The sequence below is a fragment of the Enterobacter sp. BNK-18 genome (genome assembly GCF_047456135.1).
Taxonomy (GTDB): domain Bacteria; phylum Pseudomonadota; class Gammaproteobacteria; order Enterobacterales; family Enterobacteriaceae; genus Enterobacter; species Enterobacter ludwigii.
On sequence record NZ_CP179899.1, the window covers coordinates 3,083,104 to 3,103,223 of the forward strand.

Annotated in this window: 18 protein-coding genes; 6 read left to right on the plus strand and 12 right to left on the minus strand. The window is 56.9% G+C overall.

Annotated features, from left to right (window positions below; all coding sequences use genetic code 11):
- Nucleotides 1–17 precede the first annotated feature (17 nt).
- A complete protein-coding gene (locus ACMGG3_RS14805) occupies nt 18–1,832 on the minus strand; it encodes a DUF2264 domain-containing protein (RefSeq protein WP_414149280.1) in 1,815 nt (604 codons plus the stop codon).
- 166 nt (nt 1,833–1,998) lie between these two features.
- Between ACMGG3_RS14805 and ACMGG3_RS14810 the strand changes: the two genes are divergently transcribed.
- Nucleotides 1,999–2,838, plus strand: coding sequence for an AraC family transcriptional regulator (locus tag ACMGG3_RS14810; protein ID WP_414149281.1), 840 nt, complete (start codon nt 1,999–2,001; stop codon nt 2,836–2,838).
- Between the two features lie 5 nt (nt 2,839–2,843).
- Here ACMGG3_RS14810 and ACMGG3_RS14815 read toward each other — a convergent pair whose 3' ends face one another.
- From ACMGG3_RS14815 to ACMGG3_RS14835, 5 genes are read right to left on the minus strand one after another with little or no spacing between them, the layout of a single operon-like run.
- Nucleotides 2,844–3,731, minus strand: coding sequence for a MurR/RpiR family transcriptional regulator (locus ACMGG3_RS14815; RefSeq protein ID WP_014171632.1), 888 nt, complete (start codon nt 3,729–3,731; stop codon nt 2,844–2,846).
- The gene (locus tag ACMGG3_RS14820; RefSeq protein ID WP_410388515.1) at nt 3,728–4,678 is read right to left on the minus strand and encodes an iron-siderophore ABC transporter substrate-binding protein; all 951 of its coding nucleotides are present in this window, start codon (nt 4,676–4,678) and stop codon (nt 3,728–3,730) included. The genes ACMGG3_RS14815 and ACMGG3_RS14820 overlap by 4 nt, the downstream gene beginning before the upstream one ends.
- Nucleotides 4,679–4,687: 9 nt before the next feature.
- Complete coding sequence (locus ACMGG3_RS14825) at nt 4,688–5,728, minus strand: FecCD family ABC transporter permease (protein ID WP_414149282.1); 1,041 nt, start codon at nt 5,726–5,728, stop codon at nt 4,688–4,690.
- Nucleotides 5,725–6,708 (minus strand): FecCD family ABC transporter permease, encoded by a 984-nt coding sequence (locus ACMGG3_RS14830; RefSeq protein WP_410388513.1) that lies wholly within the window; start codon nt 6,706–6,708, stop codon nt 5,725–5,727. The genes ACMGG3_RS14825 and ACMGG3_RS14830 overlap by 4 nt, the downstream gene beginning before the upstream one ends.
- Nucleotides 6,705–7,517 (minus strand): ABC transporter ATP-binding protein, encoded by an 813-nt coding sequence (locus ACMGG3_RS14835; RefSeq protein WP_185791336.1) that lies wholly within the window; start codon nt 7,515–7,517, stop codon nt 6,705–6,707. Before ACMGG3_RS14835 ends, ACMGG3_RS14830 begins: the two co-directional genes overlap by 4 nt.
- 384 nt (nt 7,518–7,901) lie before the next feature.
- Here ACMGG3_RS14835 and ACMGG3_RS14840 point away from each other — a divergent pair, with 384 nt between their 5' ends.
- Nucleotides 7,902–10,043 carry a TonB-dependent siderophore receptor gene (locus ACMGG3_RS14840; RefSeq protein WP_414149283.1) on the plus strand — a complete coding sequence of 714 codons (2,142 nt, stop codon included), beginning with the start codon at nt 7,902–7,904 and terminating at the stop codon, nt 10,041–10,043.
- A gap of 83 nt (nt 10,044–10,126) precedes the next feature.
- On the opposite strand, the gene parE is transcribed toward ACMGG3_RS14840, so the two are convergent.
- From parE to nudF, 5 genes are read right to left on the minus strand one after another with little or no spacing between them, the layout of a single operon-like run.
- On the minus strand, nt 10,127–12,019 hold the full coding sequence (gene parE, locus ACMGG3_RS14845; protein WP_020883640.1) for a DNA topoisomerase IV subunit B: 1,893 nt from the start codon (nt 12,017–12,019) through the stop codon (nt 10,127–10,129).
- A gap of 28 nt (nt 12,020–12,047) precedes the next feature.
- Nucleotides 12,048–12,629, minus strand: coding sequence for an esterase YqiA (yqiA, locus tag ACMGG3_RS14850; protein ID WP_025203008.1), 582 nt, complete (start codon nt 12,627–12,629; stop codon nt 12,048–12,050).
- Nucleotides 12,629–13,456 carry a 3',5'-cyclic-AMP phosphodiesterase gene (gene cpdA / locus ACMGG3_RS14855; protein WP_014171641.1) on the minus strand — a complete coding sequence of 276 codons (828 nt, stop codon included), beginning with the start codon at nt 13,454–13,456 and terminating at the stop codon, nt 12,629–12,631. Before cpdA ends, yqiA begins: the two co-directional genes overlap by 1 nt.
- Nucleotides 13,457–13,483: 27 nt before the next feature.
- Nucleotides 13,484–13,906: a DUF1249 family protein gene (locus tag ACMGG3_RS14860; RefSeq protein ID WP_014833293.1), complete on the minus strand. Its 423-nt coding sequence runs from the start codon at nt 13,904–13,906 to the stop codon at nt 13,484–13,486.
- Entirely contained in the window at nt 13,903–14,535 is a 633-nt protein-coding gene (gene nudF, locus ACMGG3_RS14865; RefSeq protein WP_014171643.1) for an ADP-ribose diphosphatase, read from the minus strand. Before nudF ends, ACMGG3_RS14860 begins: the two co-directional genes overlap by 4 nt.
- A gap of 204 nt (nt 14,536–14,739) precedes the next feature.
- Between nudF and tolC the strand changes: the two genes are divergently transcribed.
- The 3 genes from tolC to ACMGG3_RS14880 all read left to right on the plus strand — a co-directional run bounded on the left by tolC (nt 14,740) and on the right by ACMGG3_RS14880 (nt 18,237).
- The gene (gene tolC, locus ACMGG3_RS14870) at nt 14,740–16,218 is read left to right on the plus strand and encodes an outer membrane channel protein TolC (RefSeq protein WP_020883637.1); all 1,479 of its coding nucleotides are present in this window, start codon (nt 14,740–14,742) and stop codon (nt 16,216–16,218) included.
- A gap of 190 nt (nt 16,219–16,408) precedes the next feature.
- Nucleotides 16,409–17,074, plus strand: coding sequence for a DUF1190 family protein (locus ACMGG3_RS14875; RefSeq protein ID WP_414149284.1), 666 nt, complete (start codon nt 16,409–16,411; stop codon nt 17,072–17,074).
- Nucleotides 17,075–17,076: 2 nt separating this feature from the next.
- The gene (locus ACMGG3_RS14880) at nt 17,077–18,237 is read left to right on the plus strand and encodes a glutathionylspermidine synthase family protein (RefSeq protein WP_014171646.1); all 1,161 of its coding nucleotides are present in this window, start codon (nt 17,077–17,079) and stop codon (nt 18,235–18,237) included.
- Between the two features lie 69 nt (nt 18,238–18,306).
- On the opposite strand, the gene ygiD is transcribed toward ACMGG3_RS14880, so the two are convergent.
- A complete protein-coding gene (ygiD, locus tag ACMGG3_RS14885) occupies nt 18,307–19,095 on the minus strand; it encodes a 4,5-DOPA dioxygenase extradiol (protein ID WP_020883636.1) in 789 nt (262 codons plus the stop codon).
- Between the two features lie 196 nt (nt 19,096–19,291).
- Between ygiD and zupT the strand changes: the two genes are divergently transcribed.
- Nucleotides 19,292–20,065: a zinc transporter ZupT gene (gene zupT, locus ACMGG3_RS14890; RefSeq protein WP_014171648.1), complete on the plus strand. Its 774-nt coding sequence runs from the start codon at nt 19,292–19,294 to the stop codon at nt 20,063–20,065.
- Nucleotides 20,066–20,120 lie beyond the last annotated feature (55 nt).

A 20,120-nucleotide genomic window follows, 5' to 3' on the forward strand; every position in this document is an offset into this window, starting at 1 on the left:
GTGTAGGGTCAGAGTTTTTATAATGAGAACGACAGCTGTCGCTCACTGCCGGGCTCGCGGATAACAACCCGGTTCTCGCTGATATTCAGTTGTGGGACTGCCATAACCGGCTGACTTTCGCCGGCGACGGCGGCACAACAGAGCCAGCTCTCCCCCTGCGCAAGCGTGGTTTTCAACAGCGGAATGGCAGCGCATTCCGGGAACATAATGCTGCTGTTCGGCGGTGTGACGATGCTGTCCGGTTCACGGTTAACCACCGGAGAGAGATCGACCAGCACACTGGTGCCGTTACCGGCGACAAGCCAGCATCCGTTCTCAAGGATCTGCGGTTCGGTGTTCATCACCGCAAATCCGCCCTCCGCCGTATTCAGCCGACGGGCGCTGTTGATACGGTGCAGGCGCAGGTGCCACTCACCAAACGGCACTTGCCAGGTCTCGATATGGACGTCATGCCACGGGAACCAGCGTGAGTAGAGATAATCGTCAGTGACCCGCACCGCTTCACATTCGCGGCGACCGCGGAAATAGTTATCTCCGTCTGCCAGCAGCAGCATAGAGTCGCAGGCGGCATGTTTCAGGCCAAACCGTCCGCGCTCAATCGTGAAACCAAAGCGGCTGGAGTAGGCAAATTTGGTGTATTTGGCTTCCGTATTCACGTAGTTATTCAGCTCAAGCTGCCCGGCGGTAAGCAGGGTGACGTGCTGCGACTGACCGGCATGCATCAGGATCTGCTGTGCATGCGGGATGACGCGTTTTTCCGCAAGCGCGGGCAGCGGCTGCTCTTCAGCCTGCCAGAACGGATGGTCCTCCGGCATCGCCAGAATCAGGTAGGTTTTCAGCGCCCAGTATGGCGAGCCGGGGGCGTTATAATCCTCACACATCGCCAGGTTCGGATAAGCAAAACCGAGGGTCAGAATGCCGTCCCGATCGGTGATGGGCTGTTGCTGCCACCAGCGCAGATGGCGCAGCACGATGCCCTTCACAATCCCCGGCGTGAACACCTCCAGACCGGAAAAGGCGACGGCACTCCAGAAGGCGACCATTGCAAAGCGATAGGTCAGGCTGCGACCAAACGGTACCGAGGCACCGTCGGCGGCTGACCAGTAGATAAAATCTTCGGCAAACAGGCGCGAACGCGCTCGCAGCACCTGCGCCCTCTCCTCGTCACCGCTCAGGGTGGCGTAAATCAGGCCGTAGAAATGGAATGCCATCGAGATGTAATAATCTTTCGGCCGCCCCGGCCCGTCGGAATACCAGCCATCGCCCAGATAATAGGCCTCCATCATCGCAAACCGTCGGTCAATCGCCGTCTGGTCATACGGCAGCCCGGCGCGCTTAAAACCGAGCTGCACCATAATGGCAAAGTAGTTCCAGTTGCTGTCCGGCATTTGCGCATGGGCGATCTGGTTGAGCCATGCGTGCAGGTTTATGACCTCGCGCCCGGTGAAGTGCGCGGTGAGTTTATCCCCCAGCAGGGCAAGCCCCAGACCGTAGGCCGCCATCTCGACCAGACGCTGATCGTAGGGGCCGGTTTCGCCCCAGTAACCGTCACTGTGCGGATCGGTGCCGAGTTTGATCGCGGTAAGGTATTTTTCGCAAAAGGGGCTGGCATCGCCGGATGCCAGCAGCGGAAACAGCCCCCATAACGCACGTGAGAGTCCCTCCATCTGCGCGATATCCGTGCTGTAATGCGCACAGGTTTCGCCCAGCGAAAATCGAGAACTGCCCGGCGCAAACGCCTTATCCAGCGCACTCAACAGAGTATTCAGTGACGCCACGATATCCTGGCGTGAAGACAACGGATTTGATTTTTCTTTATTTGCCGCCCACATACGCTCACCCTCGTAATCAACTGCGGCAAAGCATAGTGAATCCACACGGGGCAGAAATGTTAGCCATGTCACAGGTAAGAGCGATGAATAAACCCGCAGTTAAGAAAATTTAAAAAGGTGGTTTATAAAGAGATTCTGACGGGAAAAAGTTGAGTTTTATTGCACTATGCGCGACACGCCAACATCCGATCATCTGGAGCTGATTACCTTAAATGACACCGTGGTGTCGTTTAGCCGCCTGTTCGCCAATACGGTGCGCTATCACCACTGGCATCAGTGTCTGGAAATTCTCTATGTGGAAGAGGGCTTTGGCGTGGCGATTGTCGATAACCGTCATTACACCATGCGCCCCGGGCGGCTGTTTTTCTTCCCACCGTTTAACCTGCATAAGGTGATGGTGGACGAGAAGGCAGAAGCCCTTTACAGGCGCACCATTATTCATCTCGACCAGCATGCCGTACTGAAAACCCTGCGTGATTTTCCGCAGGCTCAGCAGCGTCTACAGAAGCTGTCTCGTCGTGGCGGCGAGGCCTGGGTCGCTGACCTGGCGCATTGCCAGAAGCATATCGATTATCTTCTTGGCTGTTATCAGCCGCCGCTGAACAGCGAAAACATTGCCGGGCTGTTGATTAGCCTGTTTGCCATGCTGCCGGATGATAACGACGGTGCGCCGGGGAGCAGTCAGGGGGTGGCAAGCCAGGTGATGTTCTGGCTGGATGAGCACTATCGGGAGAAATTTCGCCTGGATGCGCTGGCGGCTGAACTGGGGAAATCACGCAGCTATGTATCGCGAAAATTTCATGCGGAAACAGGCGAGAAGATCCACGACTATCTGAATACGCTACGGCTGCGAAAAGCCTGCGAGTACTTGCTGCACAGTGATGCCAGCGTGCGTGAGATTGCCGCGCGGGTGGGATTTTCCGACGTGACGTGGTTTATCAGCGCCTTTAAAAAAGGAATTGGTGAGACGCCGCTGCAGTACCGGAAAAATCATGGCGCGGCGTGATCCCCTCACCCGCTCTTCTTGCCCGGTTTTAACCCGCGATGAAATTCGTTAATGCGCTTCATCGACCTGATGGTGCGCTGGGGCTCCGTTGACGCTACAGATAAAATGATCATCTCCAGACACAGCAGCACCGTGCCGTGGAGCGGAATTTTGCCCTTTTCACCGCCGCGCGGAACGTGGATCACCACGCTGGCCTCTTTGCTGAAGCGCGAGTCCGTAGCATTGGTCAGCAATATCGTGGGAATACCCAGCCGTTTCGCTTCACGCAGCGTGGTTTGTCCTTCCCGGTGGGCCGATTTTTGCGCCATCATCACCAGCACGTCGCCGCGCTGTAAGGCTATCAGTTGCTCTGCCAGACCAATGCCGGTGCGGTTGAGCGCAATAGCGGGCAGGCCGATACGGCTGAACAGCCGGGAAGTGTACTCGGCCAGAATGCCGGAAGCCCCAATCCCAAAGATCGCGACCTGACGTGCCTGCGCCAGCAACGATACCGCCTGCGCCATTGCGTAGCGGTTGTGCGGCTCGGATAGTACGTCACAGGTATGCTGATGCCCTTCCAGCACAAAATCGATGCTCGCGTTCACGTCGCTGGTGAGCGTATTCACCGTGGTGGACATTTTTTCGCTGGAAGAGACCACTGGCCCAAACCACTGCTCCAGAGTCTGCTTCAGGTCACGCAGCCCGGCAAAGCCAAGAGCCTGAATGGCGCGTACCACCGTAGCGTCCGAGGTTTTCAGCAACGCGGCAATCTCCATCGCCGTCTGCTCCATCACCGCTTCGCGGTTTTCATTGATGTAACGCGCAACCTGCAGCAGGCGCGGCGTGAGCTGGTGCCCCCGCGAGCGAAAGCGGTCGCCATAGACATCAACCCGGGCTTTGTCTTTTCTGATCACTGTGACGCCTCCGGCAGCGGTCGACCGGCAATCTGCGACTGCACCTGGGCGGCCATCAGGCCTAAGGAGGCAAAGGAGTTCGAGATGGCCTCTTCACGGGAGATCAGTATGTAGTGGCCGGTGCGACAGGCATTGAGGAACTGACACCAGCCAGGCATCACGGCATCCATCGCTGCCAGCTCATCCTGCGGTTTGCCGCCGGTATCCCCGCGCCAGGTGGCAAAGACAAAATCTGCATCCAGCTCGGGCAGACGCTCGGCGCTGACGTCAATTCGACCGCCGTCAGGGATGGACTCAATCAGCGGCGGGAATGTGAATCCTGCGTCGCGCAGCACGCGCCCCAGCGAGTGGTAGCTGTGCATGGCGTTGATTTTGCCCTGGTTGGCCTGTATCACCGACACGGTGATGTTGCCGGTGTCGATGGTCGCTTTCAGGGCGTTAATCTGTTCCTGATAGCGACGTTCAAGGATCTTCAGCCGGGATTCAGTGCCCGTGAGCTGTGCCAGCTTGCGGTAGATCTCCGGCGCGCCGCCATCGAGATGATCGATACTCACCGTCGGGGCAATTTTCTCCAGCTGTTCAACCGGCGTGTTACGGGTCGGTTCGGTGATGATCAAATCCGGCTTTGCAGCGGCGATGGCCTCGATGTCGATATCCGCGGAGCCGATAAATTTGATGTCGGCGTTATCAAAATCAACGCCCGTCAGCATGCCGCTGGCGCGCAGAAAATGGCTACCGTCCGGCCGCGTGCGCCCGTGGCTTGCCACTGGCGGCACGCCGAGCTCAATCAGCGGAATGGTGATATCCAGATCGTGCAGCGAGACAATCCGCTTCGGGTGAAGGGGCACAGTCACCTTGCGGTTCAGATCGTCGGTAAACGTCTGCGTCGGCTCCGCCGCACTCACGGTAAACCCCACCAGCAACAACATCGAAAAAAGTATACGCATCACCATCCCCTAAAATCTGTCCCGTCGCTGCCAGAGCAGCAGCAGGAAAAACGGTCCGCCAATCAATGAAATGACTACGCCTGCCGGCAGCTGCAGCTGCAGGAAAGCCAGACGTCCGACGTTATCTGCCAGCAGAACCAGCAGCGCACCCAGCACGGCACTTCCCGCCAGCAGCGCGGTTTGTCCGCCGCGCAGCAGCAGGCGTGCCATATGTGGCGCAATCAGTCCCACAAAACCGATACTGCCCACGCACGAGACGCAGGCCGCGGTCAACACCACCGGGGCAAGCACGCGCAGCAGCGCCAGCCGTGAGGTGTGTACGCCAAGCCCCGTTGCGGTGGGGTTGCCCATCAGGGCCACGTCTGCGGCGCGCGCGGTCAACAGCAATAGCACAAATGCCGGCAGCGTCCAGGCTGCCGCAATGCCTACCAGCGTCCAGTTTGCTGCATGCAGGCTTCCCGCCAGCCACAGCATCGCCGTCTGCACGTCACGCACGTCGGCGGTGGTCATAAAGACCCCCATTGCCGCGGCAAACGCCCAGGAAACGCCGATCCCCGTCAGGATAAATCGCGGCCGCGAAATATCGCGCGCCAGCGCCACCACCAGCAGCGCGGTGAGTATGCCCCCCGCCATTCCCGCCAGCGGTCGCCAGGCCAGGCTGAGCGCCGGGAACTGAAAAATCAGCACCAGCACCGCCGCGCTACATCCCTCTTTCACGCCGATAAGCCCCGGGTCGGCAAGGCCATTACGGGTGACAGACTGCATCGCTGCCCCCGCCATGCCGAGCATGGCACCGCATAACACCGCCATCAGCAGACGCGGCAGACGGATATCCATCACGATGTAGCGCGTATCCGCCTCCAGATTTTGCGGATACAGCAGCGCCCGTCCGATGGCCGACGTCGGGATCGGCAGCGAGCCGTGCGTCAGGCCAAACCCGAGCAGGATAAAGGCCGCGAGCGAAATCAGCGCAAGGCAGGCCAGCGCCCTCGGGCGTACCAGCGTAGAAAAAGTGCCTATACGCAACGCGCGCAGTCCGGCCCGGCTCATTTGAACGCCCTCGAGGCCATAAAGATAAAGACGGGAGCACCGACCAGCGCGGTCATAATGCCGGTCGCCAGTTCATAAGGGGTAAACAGCGTGCGGGCGGCGAGATCCGCCAGTAGCAAAACCAACCCTCCACACAGGGCTGAAAGCGGCACCATCACGCGCAGATCCACCGTCACCAGACGCCGTATCAGCTGTGGCACCACGAGGCCAATAAAACCAATCGGCCCGGCAACGGAGACTGCCGCGCCGCACAGCAGCGCGGTTGCCAGCAGCGCGAACAGGCGCGTCCTGAGAAGCGATACGCCAAGCCCCTGGGCCATCCGGTCCCCCAGTGCCAGCATATTGAGTGACCGCGACAGCCAGAGCGCAAGGGCGAAACCCGCGCCAGCGGCCCACGAAGCGCTGCGAAGCGTTCTTTCTGTTATCCCGGCCAAATCCCCCGCCAGCCAGGTGCGTAAGGCGAGAAGCGTCTGCTCATCGAGGATCAGGACCGTGGCGGTAATCGAGGAGGCGAACGCCGACATCGCCACCCCGCACAAGGTGACTTTCATCGGCGTCAACCCGGTGCGTCCCGAAGAGGAGAGCATCAGTACCAGCAGAAACAGCGCGGCGGCGCCGGCGGCGGCAATCAGCGGGCGACCAAACGGCAGGGTGAACCCGAGTGCGCTTGTCAGCACGACAGCCAGCGCGGCGCCGGCATTCAGCCCCAGAATATGCGGCTCGCCCAGCGGGTTACGGATAACGGACTGCAGCAAGACGCCTGCCACGCCAAGTGCAGCGCCGGTCAGCATGGCCGCAAGGAGGCGTAACAGGCGCAGCCTGATAATGATGTTATGGTCGAAATTGCGCGGGTCGAAATCGACAAAAGCCTGCACGACCGTCAGGGGGGAAATAACGCGCGCGCCCGTGCCCAGGTGTGCAATTGCGCCCATCACCAGCAGCAGCGCAAAGAGCAGAAAAGCCAGTGACGTTCGCATCATGATTTTTCTGCGACCTGGCGAAACGGCATGAAGAACGGTTTGCCGGTGAGCGGATTAACTGACATATGTACGTCAACCTCAAACACCGCTTTGATCAGTTCCGGCGTACAGGTATCGCCCTCGTGAAGCACGCCCTCGACTTTCCCCTGGCGTAAAAAGACCAGGGAATCACCGTAGTTCACCGCGAAGTTAAGATCGTGCAGCACCACCACGACGGTGCGCCCGTGCTGGCGGGTCAGCGTATGCAGCAGTTCAAGGATTTCCACCTGATAGCGGAGGTCAAGAAACGTTGTCGGCTCGTCGAGCAGGATATAGGGCGTTTGCTGCGCCAGCGCCATCGCAATCCAGCAGCGCTGTCGCTGGCCGCCGGAAAGGCTTTCCACCGGTAAATGGGCAAACTCCGCCGTACCGGTCAGGCGCAGTGCCTCTTCCACGGCCTGCTCGTCTTCATCACTCCACTGGCGCATAAAATTTTGCCAGGGGAAACGCCCGCGTGAAACCAGCTCAAACACGGTTAACCCTTCCGGCAACAGCGGTGACTGCGGCAGAATGCCCAGCTGACGGGCGACCGCTTTGGTTGGCTGTTGATGAATGGCTTTGCCATCCAGCAGCGCAGCTCCTCCGAGCGGTTGCAGCAAACGTGCGATCGTGCTCAGTAGCGTGGATTTTCCACAGCCGTTCGCGCCCACCAGAACGGTTATTTTCTGTGGGGGGATCGCAAGCGAGATCTCATCGAAGATGATTTTTTTCTGATAGCCAGCAGAGAGGTTCTCAAGAACCAGCCCTGACTTATTCGTGTTGTGAGCCACGTGAACGCCAACTTAATAAAAAACTAACAAATAAAAATAAAACTCATTCTCTTTTGAGAGTTTGCCGCTGCGCCATGTAGTAGTCAAGAGAAGAAACACCCTTAAAACCCCAGGGTTATCGTGCAGAAACGGGAAAACCGCTAAACGCATTAATTAATTTATTTTCAACAGGTTAATTACTTACCTCGCTAAGCATCAGAGGGGACGTACTGCTGTAGTAGATTTTTGCTTTTTTCCATTTACTACTACATCAGCGCATGATTGAATGATTCTCAATTACATGTTCGATGCCAGCGATGGCTAACGAGCAGACCGTAAAGGGCAATGACTCACACATTCTTCCGTGACGCTTCATTCGCGGGATATTTCGGGAAAACAGATGTAATGGCTACGTTCACTCCTTCACTCTCTGGGGTAAAAGGGCGCGCGCTCTTTTCACTGCTGTTTATGGCGCCGCTGGTGCAGGCAGCAGACAACACCGCGGCTCAGGACGGCGAAACGCTTACCGTCACCGCCGATCCTAATGCCGTGGCCGATGCCACCAACGGCTATCAGCCGCTGAACACCTCCACCGCCACGCTGACCAACATGCCGATGCTGGATATCCCGCAGGTGGTAAATACTGTCAGCGATAAAGTGCTGGAAGATCAGCACGCTACCACGCTGGATGAAGCCCTCTATAACGTCAGTAACGTGGTGCAGACCAACACGCTGGGCGGCACGCAGGATGCGTTTGTACGCCGTGGATTTGGCGCGAACCGCGACGGTTCAATCATGACCAACGGCCTGCGCACCGTGCTGCCGCGCAGCTTTAACGCGGCCACCGAGCGTGTGGAAGTCCTCAAGGGACCGGCCTCAACGCTGTACGGCATCCTCGATCCGGGAGGGCTTATCAATGTGGTCACCCGACGTCCGGAAAAACAGTTTGGCGGTTCGATCTCGGGCACCTCCTCAAGTTTTGGCGGCGGTACCGGCCAGCTCGATGTCACAGGTCCCATTGAAGGAACGCGCCTGGCTTACCGCCTGACGGGCGAGTACCAGGACGAAGATTACTGGCGAAGTTTCGGCAAGGCGCGCAGCACCTTTATCGCGCCCTCGCTGACCTGGTTTGGTGATGACGCCACCGTGACCGTGCTCTATTCACATCGTGATTATAAGACGCCGTTCGATCGCGGTACGATCTTCGATCTCACGACCAAACAGCCGGTGAATGTTAACCGTAAAACCCGGTTTGACGAGCCGTTCAACATTACCGATGGCCAGTCCGATCTGGCGCAGCTCAACGCGGAATACCGCCTTAACAGCCAGTGGACGGCGAAGTTCGATTACAGCTACAGCCAGGATAAATACAGCGATAACCAGGCGCGGGTGATGGCCTATGACGCAAAAACCGGCAACCTGACCCGTCGTGTGGATGCGACGCAAGGATCAACGCAGCGCATGCATTCCACCCGTGCAGACCTGCAGGGGAACGTGGATATCGCGGGCTTTTACAATGAGATCCTGACCGGCGTGTCGTATGAGAATTACGACCTGCTGCGCACGGATATGATTCGCTGTAAGAATGTAAAAGATTTCAATATCTACCATCCGTCTTACGGCAATCTGAGCAAGTGTACGACCGTTTCCGCCGCGGACAGCGATCAGACGCTCAAACAGGAGAGTTACTCCGCTTATGCTCAGGACGCCCTGTACCTGACGGATAAATGGATTGCCGTCGCCGGGCTGCGTTATCAGTACTACACCCAGTACGCGGGCAAGGGCCGGCCGTTCAACGTCAATACCGACAGCCGCGACGAGCAGTGGACGCCAAAGCTAGGGCTGGTCTACAAGCTCACGCCATCCGTCTCGCTGTTTGCGAACTACGCCCAGACGTTTATGCCGCAATCGTCCATCGCGAGCTACATTGGCGACCTGCCGCCAGAAACGTCCAATGCCTACGAAGTCGGCGCTAAATTTGACCTGTTCAACGGCATTACCGCCAACATCGCGTTGTTTGATATCCACAAGCGCAACGTGCTGTACACCGAAAGCGTGGCGGGTGAAAACATTGCTAAAACCGCTGGCCGCGTGCGCTCGCAGGGCGTGGAAGTGGATCTGGCTGGCTCTCTGACCGAGAACACCAATATTATTGCCAGCTATGGCTACACCGATGCGAAAGTGCTGGAAGACCCGGATTACGCCGGCAAACCGCTACCAAACGTGCCGCGCCATACCGGTTCGCTGTTCCTGACGTACGATATTCACAACGTCATCGGCGGGAATACCCTGACAATCGGCGGCGGTGGACACGGCGTGAGCCGTCGCTCCGCGACCAACGGTGCGGATTATTATTTGCCAGGGTACGTTGTTGCTGATGCCTTTGCGGCCTATAAAATGAAGCTACAGTATCCGGTGACGCTGCAGGTCAACGTGAAGAACCTGTTTGATAAGACCTACTACACCTCGTCGATTGCGACCAATAACCTCGGCAACCAGCCAGGCGATCCACGTGAAGTGCAGTTTACGGTGAAGATGGAATTTTGATGTAAAAAAGCCCGGTGGCGCTAGCGCCTACCGGGCCTTCGTTCCATCCCCTCTCCCGGTGGGAGAGGAGTAAAGAGAGGGCATCAGGCCTCAATATCCGCCATATCGCCTTTTTCCTGCAGCCAGTTGCGTCGGTCTTCCGAACGCTTCTTAGCAAGCAGCATATCCATCATGGCGTTGGTTTGCTGTTCGTCTTCGTCGCTGATGGTCAATTGCACCAGGCGGCGGGTGTTTGGATCCAGCGTGGTTTCGCGCAACTGCATCGGGTTCATCTCGCCCAGCCCTTTAAAGCGCTGCACGTTCGGTTTGCCCTTCTTACGCTTGAGCTGTTCCAGTACGCCCGCTTTTTCCTCTTCCGTCAGCGCGTAGTAGACCTCTTTGCCGAGGTCGATACGGTAGAGCGGCGGCAGCGCCACGTGGACGTGACCGTTTTTCACCAGCGTCCTGAAGTGCTTCACAAACAGCGCGCACAGAAGCGTAGCGATGTGCAGACCATCGGAGTCCGCATCCGCGAGGATACAGATCTTACCGTAGCGCAGCTGGCTCAGATCGTCGCTGTCCGGATCGATGCCGATCGCAACGGAGATATCATGCACTTCCTGCGAGGCCAGCACTTCATCCGACGACACTTCCCAGGTGTTCAGGATCTTACCCTTGAGCGGCATGATCGCCTGATATTCACGATCGCGCGCCTGCTTGGCAGAGCCCCCTGCCGAGTCCCCTTCCACGAGGAACAGCTCGGTGCGGTTCAGATCCTGCGCGGTACAGTCCGCCAGCTTGCCCGGAAGCGCCGGGCCACTGGTCAGTTTTTTACGCACCACCTTCTTGGCGGCACGCAGACGACGCTGGGCGCTGGAAATGGCCATTTCTGCCAGCATCTCGGCGGCCTGCACGTTCTGGTTCAGCCACAGGGTGAAAGCATCTTTGACCACGCCGGAGACGAACGCCGCACACTGACGTGAGGACAAACGTTCTTTGGTCTGACCGGCGAACTGTGGATCCTGCATCTTCACCGACAGAACGTAGGCGCAGCGATCCCAGATATCTTCCGCCGACAGCTTCACGCCGCGGGGCAGAATGTTGCGGTATTCGCAGAACTCGCGCATTGCATCCAGCAGCCCCTGACGCAGACCGTTGACGTGCGTACCGCCAAGCATGGTCGGGATCAGGTTGACGTAGCTTTCGGTCAGCAGCTCGCCGCCTTCCGGCAGCCACAACAGCGCCCAGTCCACCGCTTCCGTATCACCGGTGAAATTACCGACAAACGGTTTTTCCGGCAGGGTTGGCAGGCCGTTAACGGCTTCGCACAGATAGTCGTTTAGACCGTCTTCATAGCGCCAGGTCTGTTCGGTGTTGTTGACGTTATCTTTAAAGGTAATTTCCACGCCAGGGCACAGTACCGCTTTGGCTTTCAGCAGGTGCGTCAGGCGTGAAACAGAGAAACGAGGACTGTCGAAGAAGCTTTCGTCAGGCCAGAAGTGGACGCTGGTCCCGGTATTGCGCTTGCCGCACGTGCCGACGACCTGCAGATCCTGCACCTTCTCGCCGTTTTCAAAGGCGATGTTATATACCTGACCGTCGCGGCGGACGTTGACTTCCACGCGTCTGGACAGGGCGTTAACCACGGAGATCCCCACGCCGTGCAAACCACCCGAAAACTGGTAGTTTTTGTTGGAGAACTTACCGCCCGCATGAAGACGACAGAGGATCAGCTCAACGGCTGGCACACCCTCTTCCGGGTGGATGTCCACCGGCATGCCGCGTCCGTCGTCGATGACTTCCAGCGACTGATCGGCATGGAGGATGACGTCAACGCGTTTGGCATGGCCAGCCAGCGCTTCATCCACACTGTTATCAATAACTTCCTGGCCCAGATGGTTTGGGCGTGTCGTATCGGTGTACATCCCAGGGCGGCGGCGAACCGGCTCAAGCCCGGTGAGTACCTCAATGGCATCAGCGTTATAGGTTTGCGTCATGATTTAAACTAGCAGTTCGCATTGATTGTCAGTGGCTGTGCAGTCCAAGAAAATCGACAATCTGGGTGAAATGATTCTCAAAGCCCGTGAAAGCATGGTTTCCGCCTTCTTCTATAGTCTGGCGGCAGGATGCGTAATACGCCACTGCCTGGCGGTAATCCAGCACTTCATCACCCGTCTGTTGCAGCAACCAGATAAGATCGGGCGCTTCAAGCGGGTCTACCTGCATAACTTTGAGATCGTAAATATGGCGTGACTCTAGCACATATTGTTGGCCGGTGTAGGGGTTCTCGTTTTGCCCGAGAAAGTCCCGCAGCAGCTCAAATGGCCGAACCGCCGGGTTAACCACCACCGCGGGCAGCATAAAACATTGCGAGAGCCAGGTGGCGTAATATCCGCCCAGCGAAGAACCGACCACGCCGAACGATTCGCCGCCGTGTTCCATCACTACCGATTCCAGCATTTCTGCGGCTTCCGCCGGGTAAGGCGGCAGTTGAGGGATAATCATCTCAACGTGCGGGTGATGTTCGCTCAGCCACTGGCGAAACTGCGTCGCTTTCGCGGAGCGCGGCGAACTGTTGAATCCGTGCAGATAGAGGAGCGTAGACATCAATAGCCTTCTGAAGCGGTGTCCGGGCGGAATTTTGCGCCGGTTAAACGGCAGACTTCCGTGGTGAGCAGGCCATCGGGATGCAGTTCGAGCCAGCGCCAGCCCGGTGCGATGGTGTCCAGGGTAAAGTTTGCGCAATGCGGCTTGAACTGAACGCAGGTCGAGGGCGTGGCCAGCAGCCGGCGGCCATTCCAGTCGAGATCCTGTTCCTGATGAATGTGTCCGCACAGGAGATTCTGCACCCGCGGGAATTTCGCCAGCACTCTGTCCAGCGCGGCAGAGTTGCGCAGGCTGTGTTGATCAAGCCAGCTACAGCCCGCCGGCAAAGGATGATGATGCAGCAACAGCAGCGTATGACGTTCAGGTTCGGCAGACAGTTTGGTCTCAAGCCAGTCGAGTTGAAAGTCGCTTAACTCACCGTGTGGGACGCCAAAGACCTGGCTGTCCAGCAGCAGGATCTGCCAGTGGTCACCCACAAAAACACATTTTGCCGGAGAGATCCCCGCATCCTGCAGCGAGCTGTACATGGCAGGCTGGAAATCGTGATTTCCCGGTAGCCAGACGCAAGGCACGCTAAAACTCGCGATGCCTTCAGCGAAATGCTGGTAGGCCGCGGAGGATTGGTCCTGCGCCAGATCGCCCGTCGCGACAATCAGATCGCATGGGCGATTTTCAGCGTGAATGGCGCTAAGTACCGCCTGATAACTCTCCCAGGTATTCACCCCAAGCAGAGTTTCATGCTTTTCGGCAAAAAGGTGGGTATCGGTGATTTGTAATATCCTGACTGGTGCCCCACCAGCAACAGTCAGGTTCAACAGGCTTTCCAAATGGTGTCCTTAGGTAGGTTTATGACGCTAACAAACCGGAATCGCCATTGCTCCATGTGCTAAACAATATCTTAGCCAGTCGGCTAAAAACTGGTTAATTTGATGCTTTTCGTCGCGTTGATGCAACTTTTTATTCGGATAATCATACCGCGCTTTGAAGCGAAAGATCTGCTGGCTTGAACACACTTCAGCGACCATCGCGTCATGGTAAAGGCGCACCGTCATCGACGGCAGGCTCCAGTAGCTAATGCTGGGCGCCGTTTGTTCAATTTCGACAAGCGTAGTGTAGCGCGTTGATTCTGTTATCGTTAATCGATACTGCGCGTTGCTCACCTGATAGCTCACCGTTTCGCCGGGTGCGTCGTTTTTCGGCAGCAGGCGGCGCAATTGTGCGAAATTGGTTTCGCACAGGCGCATCATTTCTGGGAAGTCAGGTGTATAACGCTTCATTTTTTCCACTCGTTTCGTAAAGTCTGATAATGCAGTTGCAGCCATTGCAGAGCGATGACAGACGCTGCGTTGTCGATTTTCCCCTCTTCTACCCACTGATAAGCCTGCTCCCGACTCACCACATGAACCCGAATATCTTCGTTTTCATCTGCCAGACCGTGGATCCCTTCCGCCGTCGTGGCGTCCACTTCGCCCACCATAATGGACAAGCGCTCGCTGGTGCCGCCTGGGCTTGCCAGATAACTCAGCACCGGTTTTGTCCGGCCAACCACCAGCCCCGCCTCTTCCAGCGCCTCGCGGCGGGCAACGTCTTCGACCGATTCGCCCTCTTCAATCATGCCGGCCACCATCTCCAGCAGCCAGGGGCTGGCGCTGACGTCATACGCGGCAATGCGGATCTGCTCCACCAGCACGACTTCATCACGCACTGGGTCAAAGGGTAGCAAGACTGCCGCATGCCCGCGCTCAAAAATTTCGCGTCTGATTTCACCGCTCATTTCGCCGTTAAACAGGCGATGCCTGAAACGGTAAAGTTCCATTGAAAAAAAACCGCTATAAAGCGTTTCTCGTGCAATAATTTCTACATCGTTTTTCGCGAATGTCACGGGCAAGTTTTCTGGTTTTTGCATGAGTCGAGTCCTGGTAGCAATGGTGATGAAATTATGAATTTCAAGGCTGTTTGGCTGCCGTTTGTAAGGCTATATGGTAGATTGGTGCAAATTACCGCCAGATGGCACGTAACGCCAACCTTTTGGTATGGAAGATTCTGTTAGAATCGGCAATTATTTTTTAATTAGATCAGCGCTAATACTGCTTCACAACAAGGAATGCAAATGAAGAAATTGCTCCCCATCCTTATCGGCCTGAGCCTGACGGGCTTCAGTGCAATGAGCCAGGCGGAAAACCTGTTACAGGTCTACCAGCAGGCACGTCTGGGCAACCCTGATTTACGTAAATCAGCGGCCGATCGTGATGCTGCGTTTGAAAAGATTAACGAAGCGCGTAGCCCATTGCTGCCACAGTTAGGTTTAGGTGCAGATTATACCTACAGCAACGGCTTCCGCGACGCCAATGGCGTTAACTCCAATGCTACCAGCGCCTCACTGCAATTAACACAGACGCTGTTTGATATGTCCAAATGGCGTGCCCTGACCTTGCAGGAAAAGAGCGCGGGCATCCAGGATGTGACGTATCAGACCGATCAGCAGACGCTGATCCTGAACACCGCCACCGCATACTTCAACGTGCTGAGCGCAATCGACTCGCTCTCCTACACCGAAGCGCAGAAACAGGCGATTTACCGCCAGTTAGATCAAACCACCCAGCGTTTCAACGTGGGTCTGGTGGCAATCACTGACGTTCAGAACGCCCGTTCACAATACGATAGCGTCCTGGCCAACGAAGTGACCGCACGTAACAACCTCGATAACGCGCTGGAATCCCTGCGTCAGGTTACCGGGAATTACTACCCTGAGCTGGCGTCGCTGAACGTCGACAGCTTCAAAACGGATAAACCGCAGGCCGTTAACGCCCTGCTGAAAGAAGCGGAAAACCGCAACCTGACGTTACTGCAGGCGCGTCTGAGCCAGGATCTGGCCCGCGAGCAAATCCGTCAGGCACAGGACGGCCACCTGCCGACCCTGAGCCTGAGCGCGTCTACCGGCGTGTCTGATACCACTTACAGTGGTTCTAAAACGAACACCTCCCAGTACGACGACAGCAACATGGGTCAGAACAAAGTGGGTCTTAACTTCTCGCTGCCACTGTACCAGGGCGGCCAGGTGACCTCTCAGGTGAAACAGGCGCAGTACAACTTTGTTGGCGCGAGCGAACAGCTGGAAAGTGCCCACCGCAACGTGGTACAGACCGTTCGTTCGTCCTTCAACAACGTGAATGCCTCTATCAGCAGCATCAACGCCTATAAACAGGCCGTAGTGTCTGCGCAGAGCTCTCTTGATGCCATGGAAGCGGGTTACTCCGTGGGTACGCGTACCATCGTTGACGTCCTGGACGCAACGACCACGCTGTACAACGCGAAACAGCAGCTCTCCAGCGCACGTTATCAGTACCTGATTAACCAGCTGAACATCAAACAGGCGCTGGGTACGTTGAACGAGCAGGATCTGCAGATGCTGAACAGCACCCTGGGTAAACCTGTCTCTACTTCTCCGGAAAATGTTGCGCCAGAGAACCCTGAGCAGGTTGCCGCCGTTGATAACTTCAACGGTAACGGTGCTGCACCTGCCGCGCAGCCAGCTGCCGCACGTACGACTGCACCCGCCAGCAGCGGTAACAACCCGTTCCGCAATTAAGCATGTCATCGGGCCCACTGCGGCCTGATGCCCTCGCCATACCCCTCTCCTTTCGGGAGAGGGCGTACGCAAATCACACCTGAACGTAAGCCAACGTAAAGATCCCCCTCATTCCGGCCATCATCGCTTCATTTTCAACCACTCATCCTCTATCCTGAGCGTTATTACCACTGGGTCCAGGAAGACAACGATGAAACGGACAAAATCTATCAATCACGCTTCGTTCCGCAAAAGCTGGAACGCGCGTCATCTCACCCCTGTTGCGCTGGCCGTCACGGCTGTCTTTATGCTGGCAGGCTGTGAGAAAAGCGATGAAACAGTTTCGCTTTATCAAAACGCGGACGACTGTTCTGCTGCAACCGGCAATGCCACAGAGTGTAAAACGGCATATACCAACGCCCTGAAAGAGGCGGAACGTACTGCGCCGAAATATGCTTCACGTGAAGACTGCGTGGCAGAGTTCGGTGAAGGTCAGTGCCAGCAGGCGCCGGCTCAGGCAGGCACCGCCCCTGAAAACCAGGCACAGGCCCAGTCCAGCGGCAGTTTCTGGATGCCGCTGATGGCAGGTTACATGATGGGCCGCCTGATGAGTGGTGGTGCGGGTTACCAGCAGCAGCCGCTGTTTAGCTCGAAAAACCCGGCCAGCCCGGCTTATGGTCAATATACCGATGCCAGCGGCAAAGGCTATGGCGCAGCCACCCCTGGCCGCTCCGTAACCGTACCGAAAACGGCGATGGCTCCGAAGCCCGCGACCACCAGCACCATTACCCGTGGCGGGTTCGGTGAGTCTGTGGCGAAACAGACCAGCATGCAGCGTAGCGCGTCAGGCACGTCCACTCGCTCAATGGGCGGCTGATCATGGAACGAGTCAGTATCACCGAGCGCCCGGACTGGCGCGAAAAAGCGACCGAATACGGTTTTAACTTCCACACCATGTACGGCGAACCATACTGGTGTGAAGACGCTTACTACAAGCTCACGCTTGCCCAGGTGGAGAAACTGGAAGAGGTGACCGCCGAGCTGCACCAGATGTGCCTGAAGGTGGTGGATAAAGTCATCGACAGCGACGCGCTGATGGCGAAGTTCCGCATTCCGAAGCACACCTGGAGTTTCGTCCGCCAGTCGTGGAAAACCCACCAGCCTTCGCTTTACTCACGTCTGGATCTGGCGTGGGACGGCGTGGGCGATCCTAAGCTTCTGGAAAACAATGCTGATACGCCAACCTCGCTGTACGAAGCGGCGTTCTTCCAGTGGATCTGGCTGGAAGACCAGGCCAATGCCGGCAACCTGCCGCAAGGCAGCGACCAGTTCAACAGCCTGCAGGAAAAGCTGATTGAGCGTTTCGCCGAACTGCGCGAACAGCATGGTTTTAATCTGCTGCACCTTGCCTGCTGCCGTGACACGGAAGAAGACCGTGGCACGGTGCAATATCTGCAGGACTGCGCGGCTGAAGCTGAAGTGGCGACCGAGTTTCTCTATATCGAAGATATCGGCCTGGGTGAGAAAGGTCAGTTTACTGACCTGCAGGATCAGGTGATAAGCAACCTGTTCAAGCTCTACCCGTGGGAATACATGCTGCGTGAAATGTTCTCCACCAAGCTGGAAGACGCCGGCGTGCGCTGGCTGGAGCCGGCATGGAAGAGCATTATCTCCAACAAAGCCCTGCTGCCGATGCTGTGGGAGATGTTCCCGAACCATCCGAACCTGCTGCCGGCTTACTTTGCAGAAGACGATCACCCGCCGATGGAGAAATACGTCGTTAAACCGATCTTCTCCCGCGAAGGGGCGAACGTGTCGATTATTGAAAATGGCAAAACGCTGGAAGCCGTTGAAGGGCCTTACGGCGAGGAAGGAATGATCGTCCAGGCGTTTTATCAACTGCCGAAGTTTGGTGACAGCTATACCCTGATTGGCAGCTGGCTCATCAACGATCAGCCAGCCGGGATTGGCATCCGCGAAGATCGCGCGCTGATCACGCAGGATCTGTCACGGTTCTATCCGCACATTTTTGTCGAGTGATCAGGTGTGCCGGGGTGCGAGCGGAAGCCCTCATCCCGGCCCTTTCTCTTTGGGAAAGGCATGCATACGTTATCCAATCTGCACCGACAACATACTTAAGCTTCCCATCTCAATGCCATCGACCGGTATGCTGATCGGCTCCTGACCATCCCACGCGCCCAGTACATACAGCAACGGCAGAAAGTGTTCCGGCGTCGGGTTAGAGAGTGAACCGCCTTCGTGATCCAGATAGTTCACCAGCGGATGCTCCTCAACCGGCCCTTGCCAGGTCAGATTTGCTTTCACGTAATCGTTAAAAGATGTCGCCCACGGGTATGGCGTGTTCTCACCGTGCCAGCGCGCTGTACGCAGGTTGTGTACCACGTTGCCGCTTGCGATCAGCATGATACCCTCGTCGCGTAAGGTCGCCAGTTTTCGCCCCATCTCCAGGTGCCAGGCCGCCGGTTTAGTGCTGTCGATACTCAACTGCACCATTGGGATGTCCGCCTCGGGATACATCTTTATCAGTACGCCCCACGAGCCATGGTCAAAGCCCCAGGCTTCGTTATCCAGCGCCACAGGCACAGGCGCGAGTAATTCCACCAGCTGTCGGGCCAGCGCTGGCGAGCCGGGTGCCGGATAGTGCGTGTCGTACAACGCCTGCGGGAAGCCGCCGAAATCATGAATGGTTTTTGGCGTTTCCATTGCGGTCACGCCCGTGCCCCGGGTAAACCAGTGCGCAGACACCACCACAATCGCTTTCGGACGCGGTAGCGTCTCGCCCAGATGACGCCATACTCGGGTATAGACGTTGTCTTCCAGAACGTTCATTGGGCTACCGTGGCCTAAAAACAGTGCTGGCATACGGGAAGAAGTCATGGTGATATCCTTACAGAAGGTGTCAATTTAATGGTTCTACATTACGCGCAATCTCGCCCGGATGAACGCTGATAAGCGTGAAGATCATCATCAGGAAATTTGAATGTAAGGAATGTGTAAAGCAGGGTTTCGCCTCTCGCTTTGACCGAAATGAACCATTAATATTAATGATAATCATTATCATAAGGAGCAATGCATGTCAGTCCCCTTGATCCTGACTATACTGGCGGGCGCCGCAACGTTCATCGGTGCCATTCTCGGTGTGCTTGGTCAAAAGCCGTCTAACCGCGTGCTGGCCTTCTCATTGGGCTTTGCTGCCGGGATCATGCTGCTCATCTCTCTGATGGAGATGCTCCCTGCCGCACTGGGCACCGAAGGCATGTCTCCGGTGCTGGGGTATGGCATGTTTGTATTCGGCCTGCTTGGCTACTTTGCCCTCGACCGCATGCTGCCGCACGCGCATCCGCAGGATTTAATGCAAAAAAGCGTGACCCCGATGCCGCGCAATATTAAGCGCACGGCCATTCTGTTAACGCTCGGCATAAGCCTGCACAACTTCCCGGAAGGCGTGGCAACCTATGTCACCGCCAGCAGCAATCTGGAGATGGGCTTTGGTATCGCCCTGGCGGTAGCCTTGCACAATATTCCTGAAGGACTGGCAGTGGCCGGGCCGGTTTATGCCGCCACGGGCTCGAAACGGACTGCGGTCTTCTGGGCGGGGATCTCGGGGATGGCCGAAATTCTCGGCGGCGTGCTGGCGTGGTTGATTCTGGGCAGTCTGGTCTCGCCTGTGGTGATGGCCGCTATCATGGCCGCCGTGGCCGGGATAATGGTGGCGCTCTCCGTGGATGAGCTGATGCCGCTGGCGAAAGAGATCGATCCGAATAATAACCCGAGCTATGGCGTGCTGTGCGGCATGTCGGTGATGGGCTTGAGCCTGGTGCTGCTGCAAACAGCAGGGATCGGCTAAAACAATAGCGCATTAACGTCTCACAACAAAAAAGCCGGGTTTCCCCGGCTTTTTC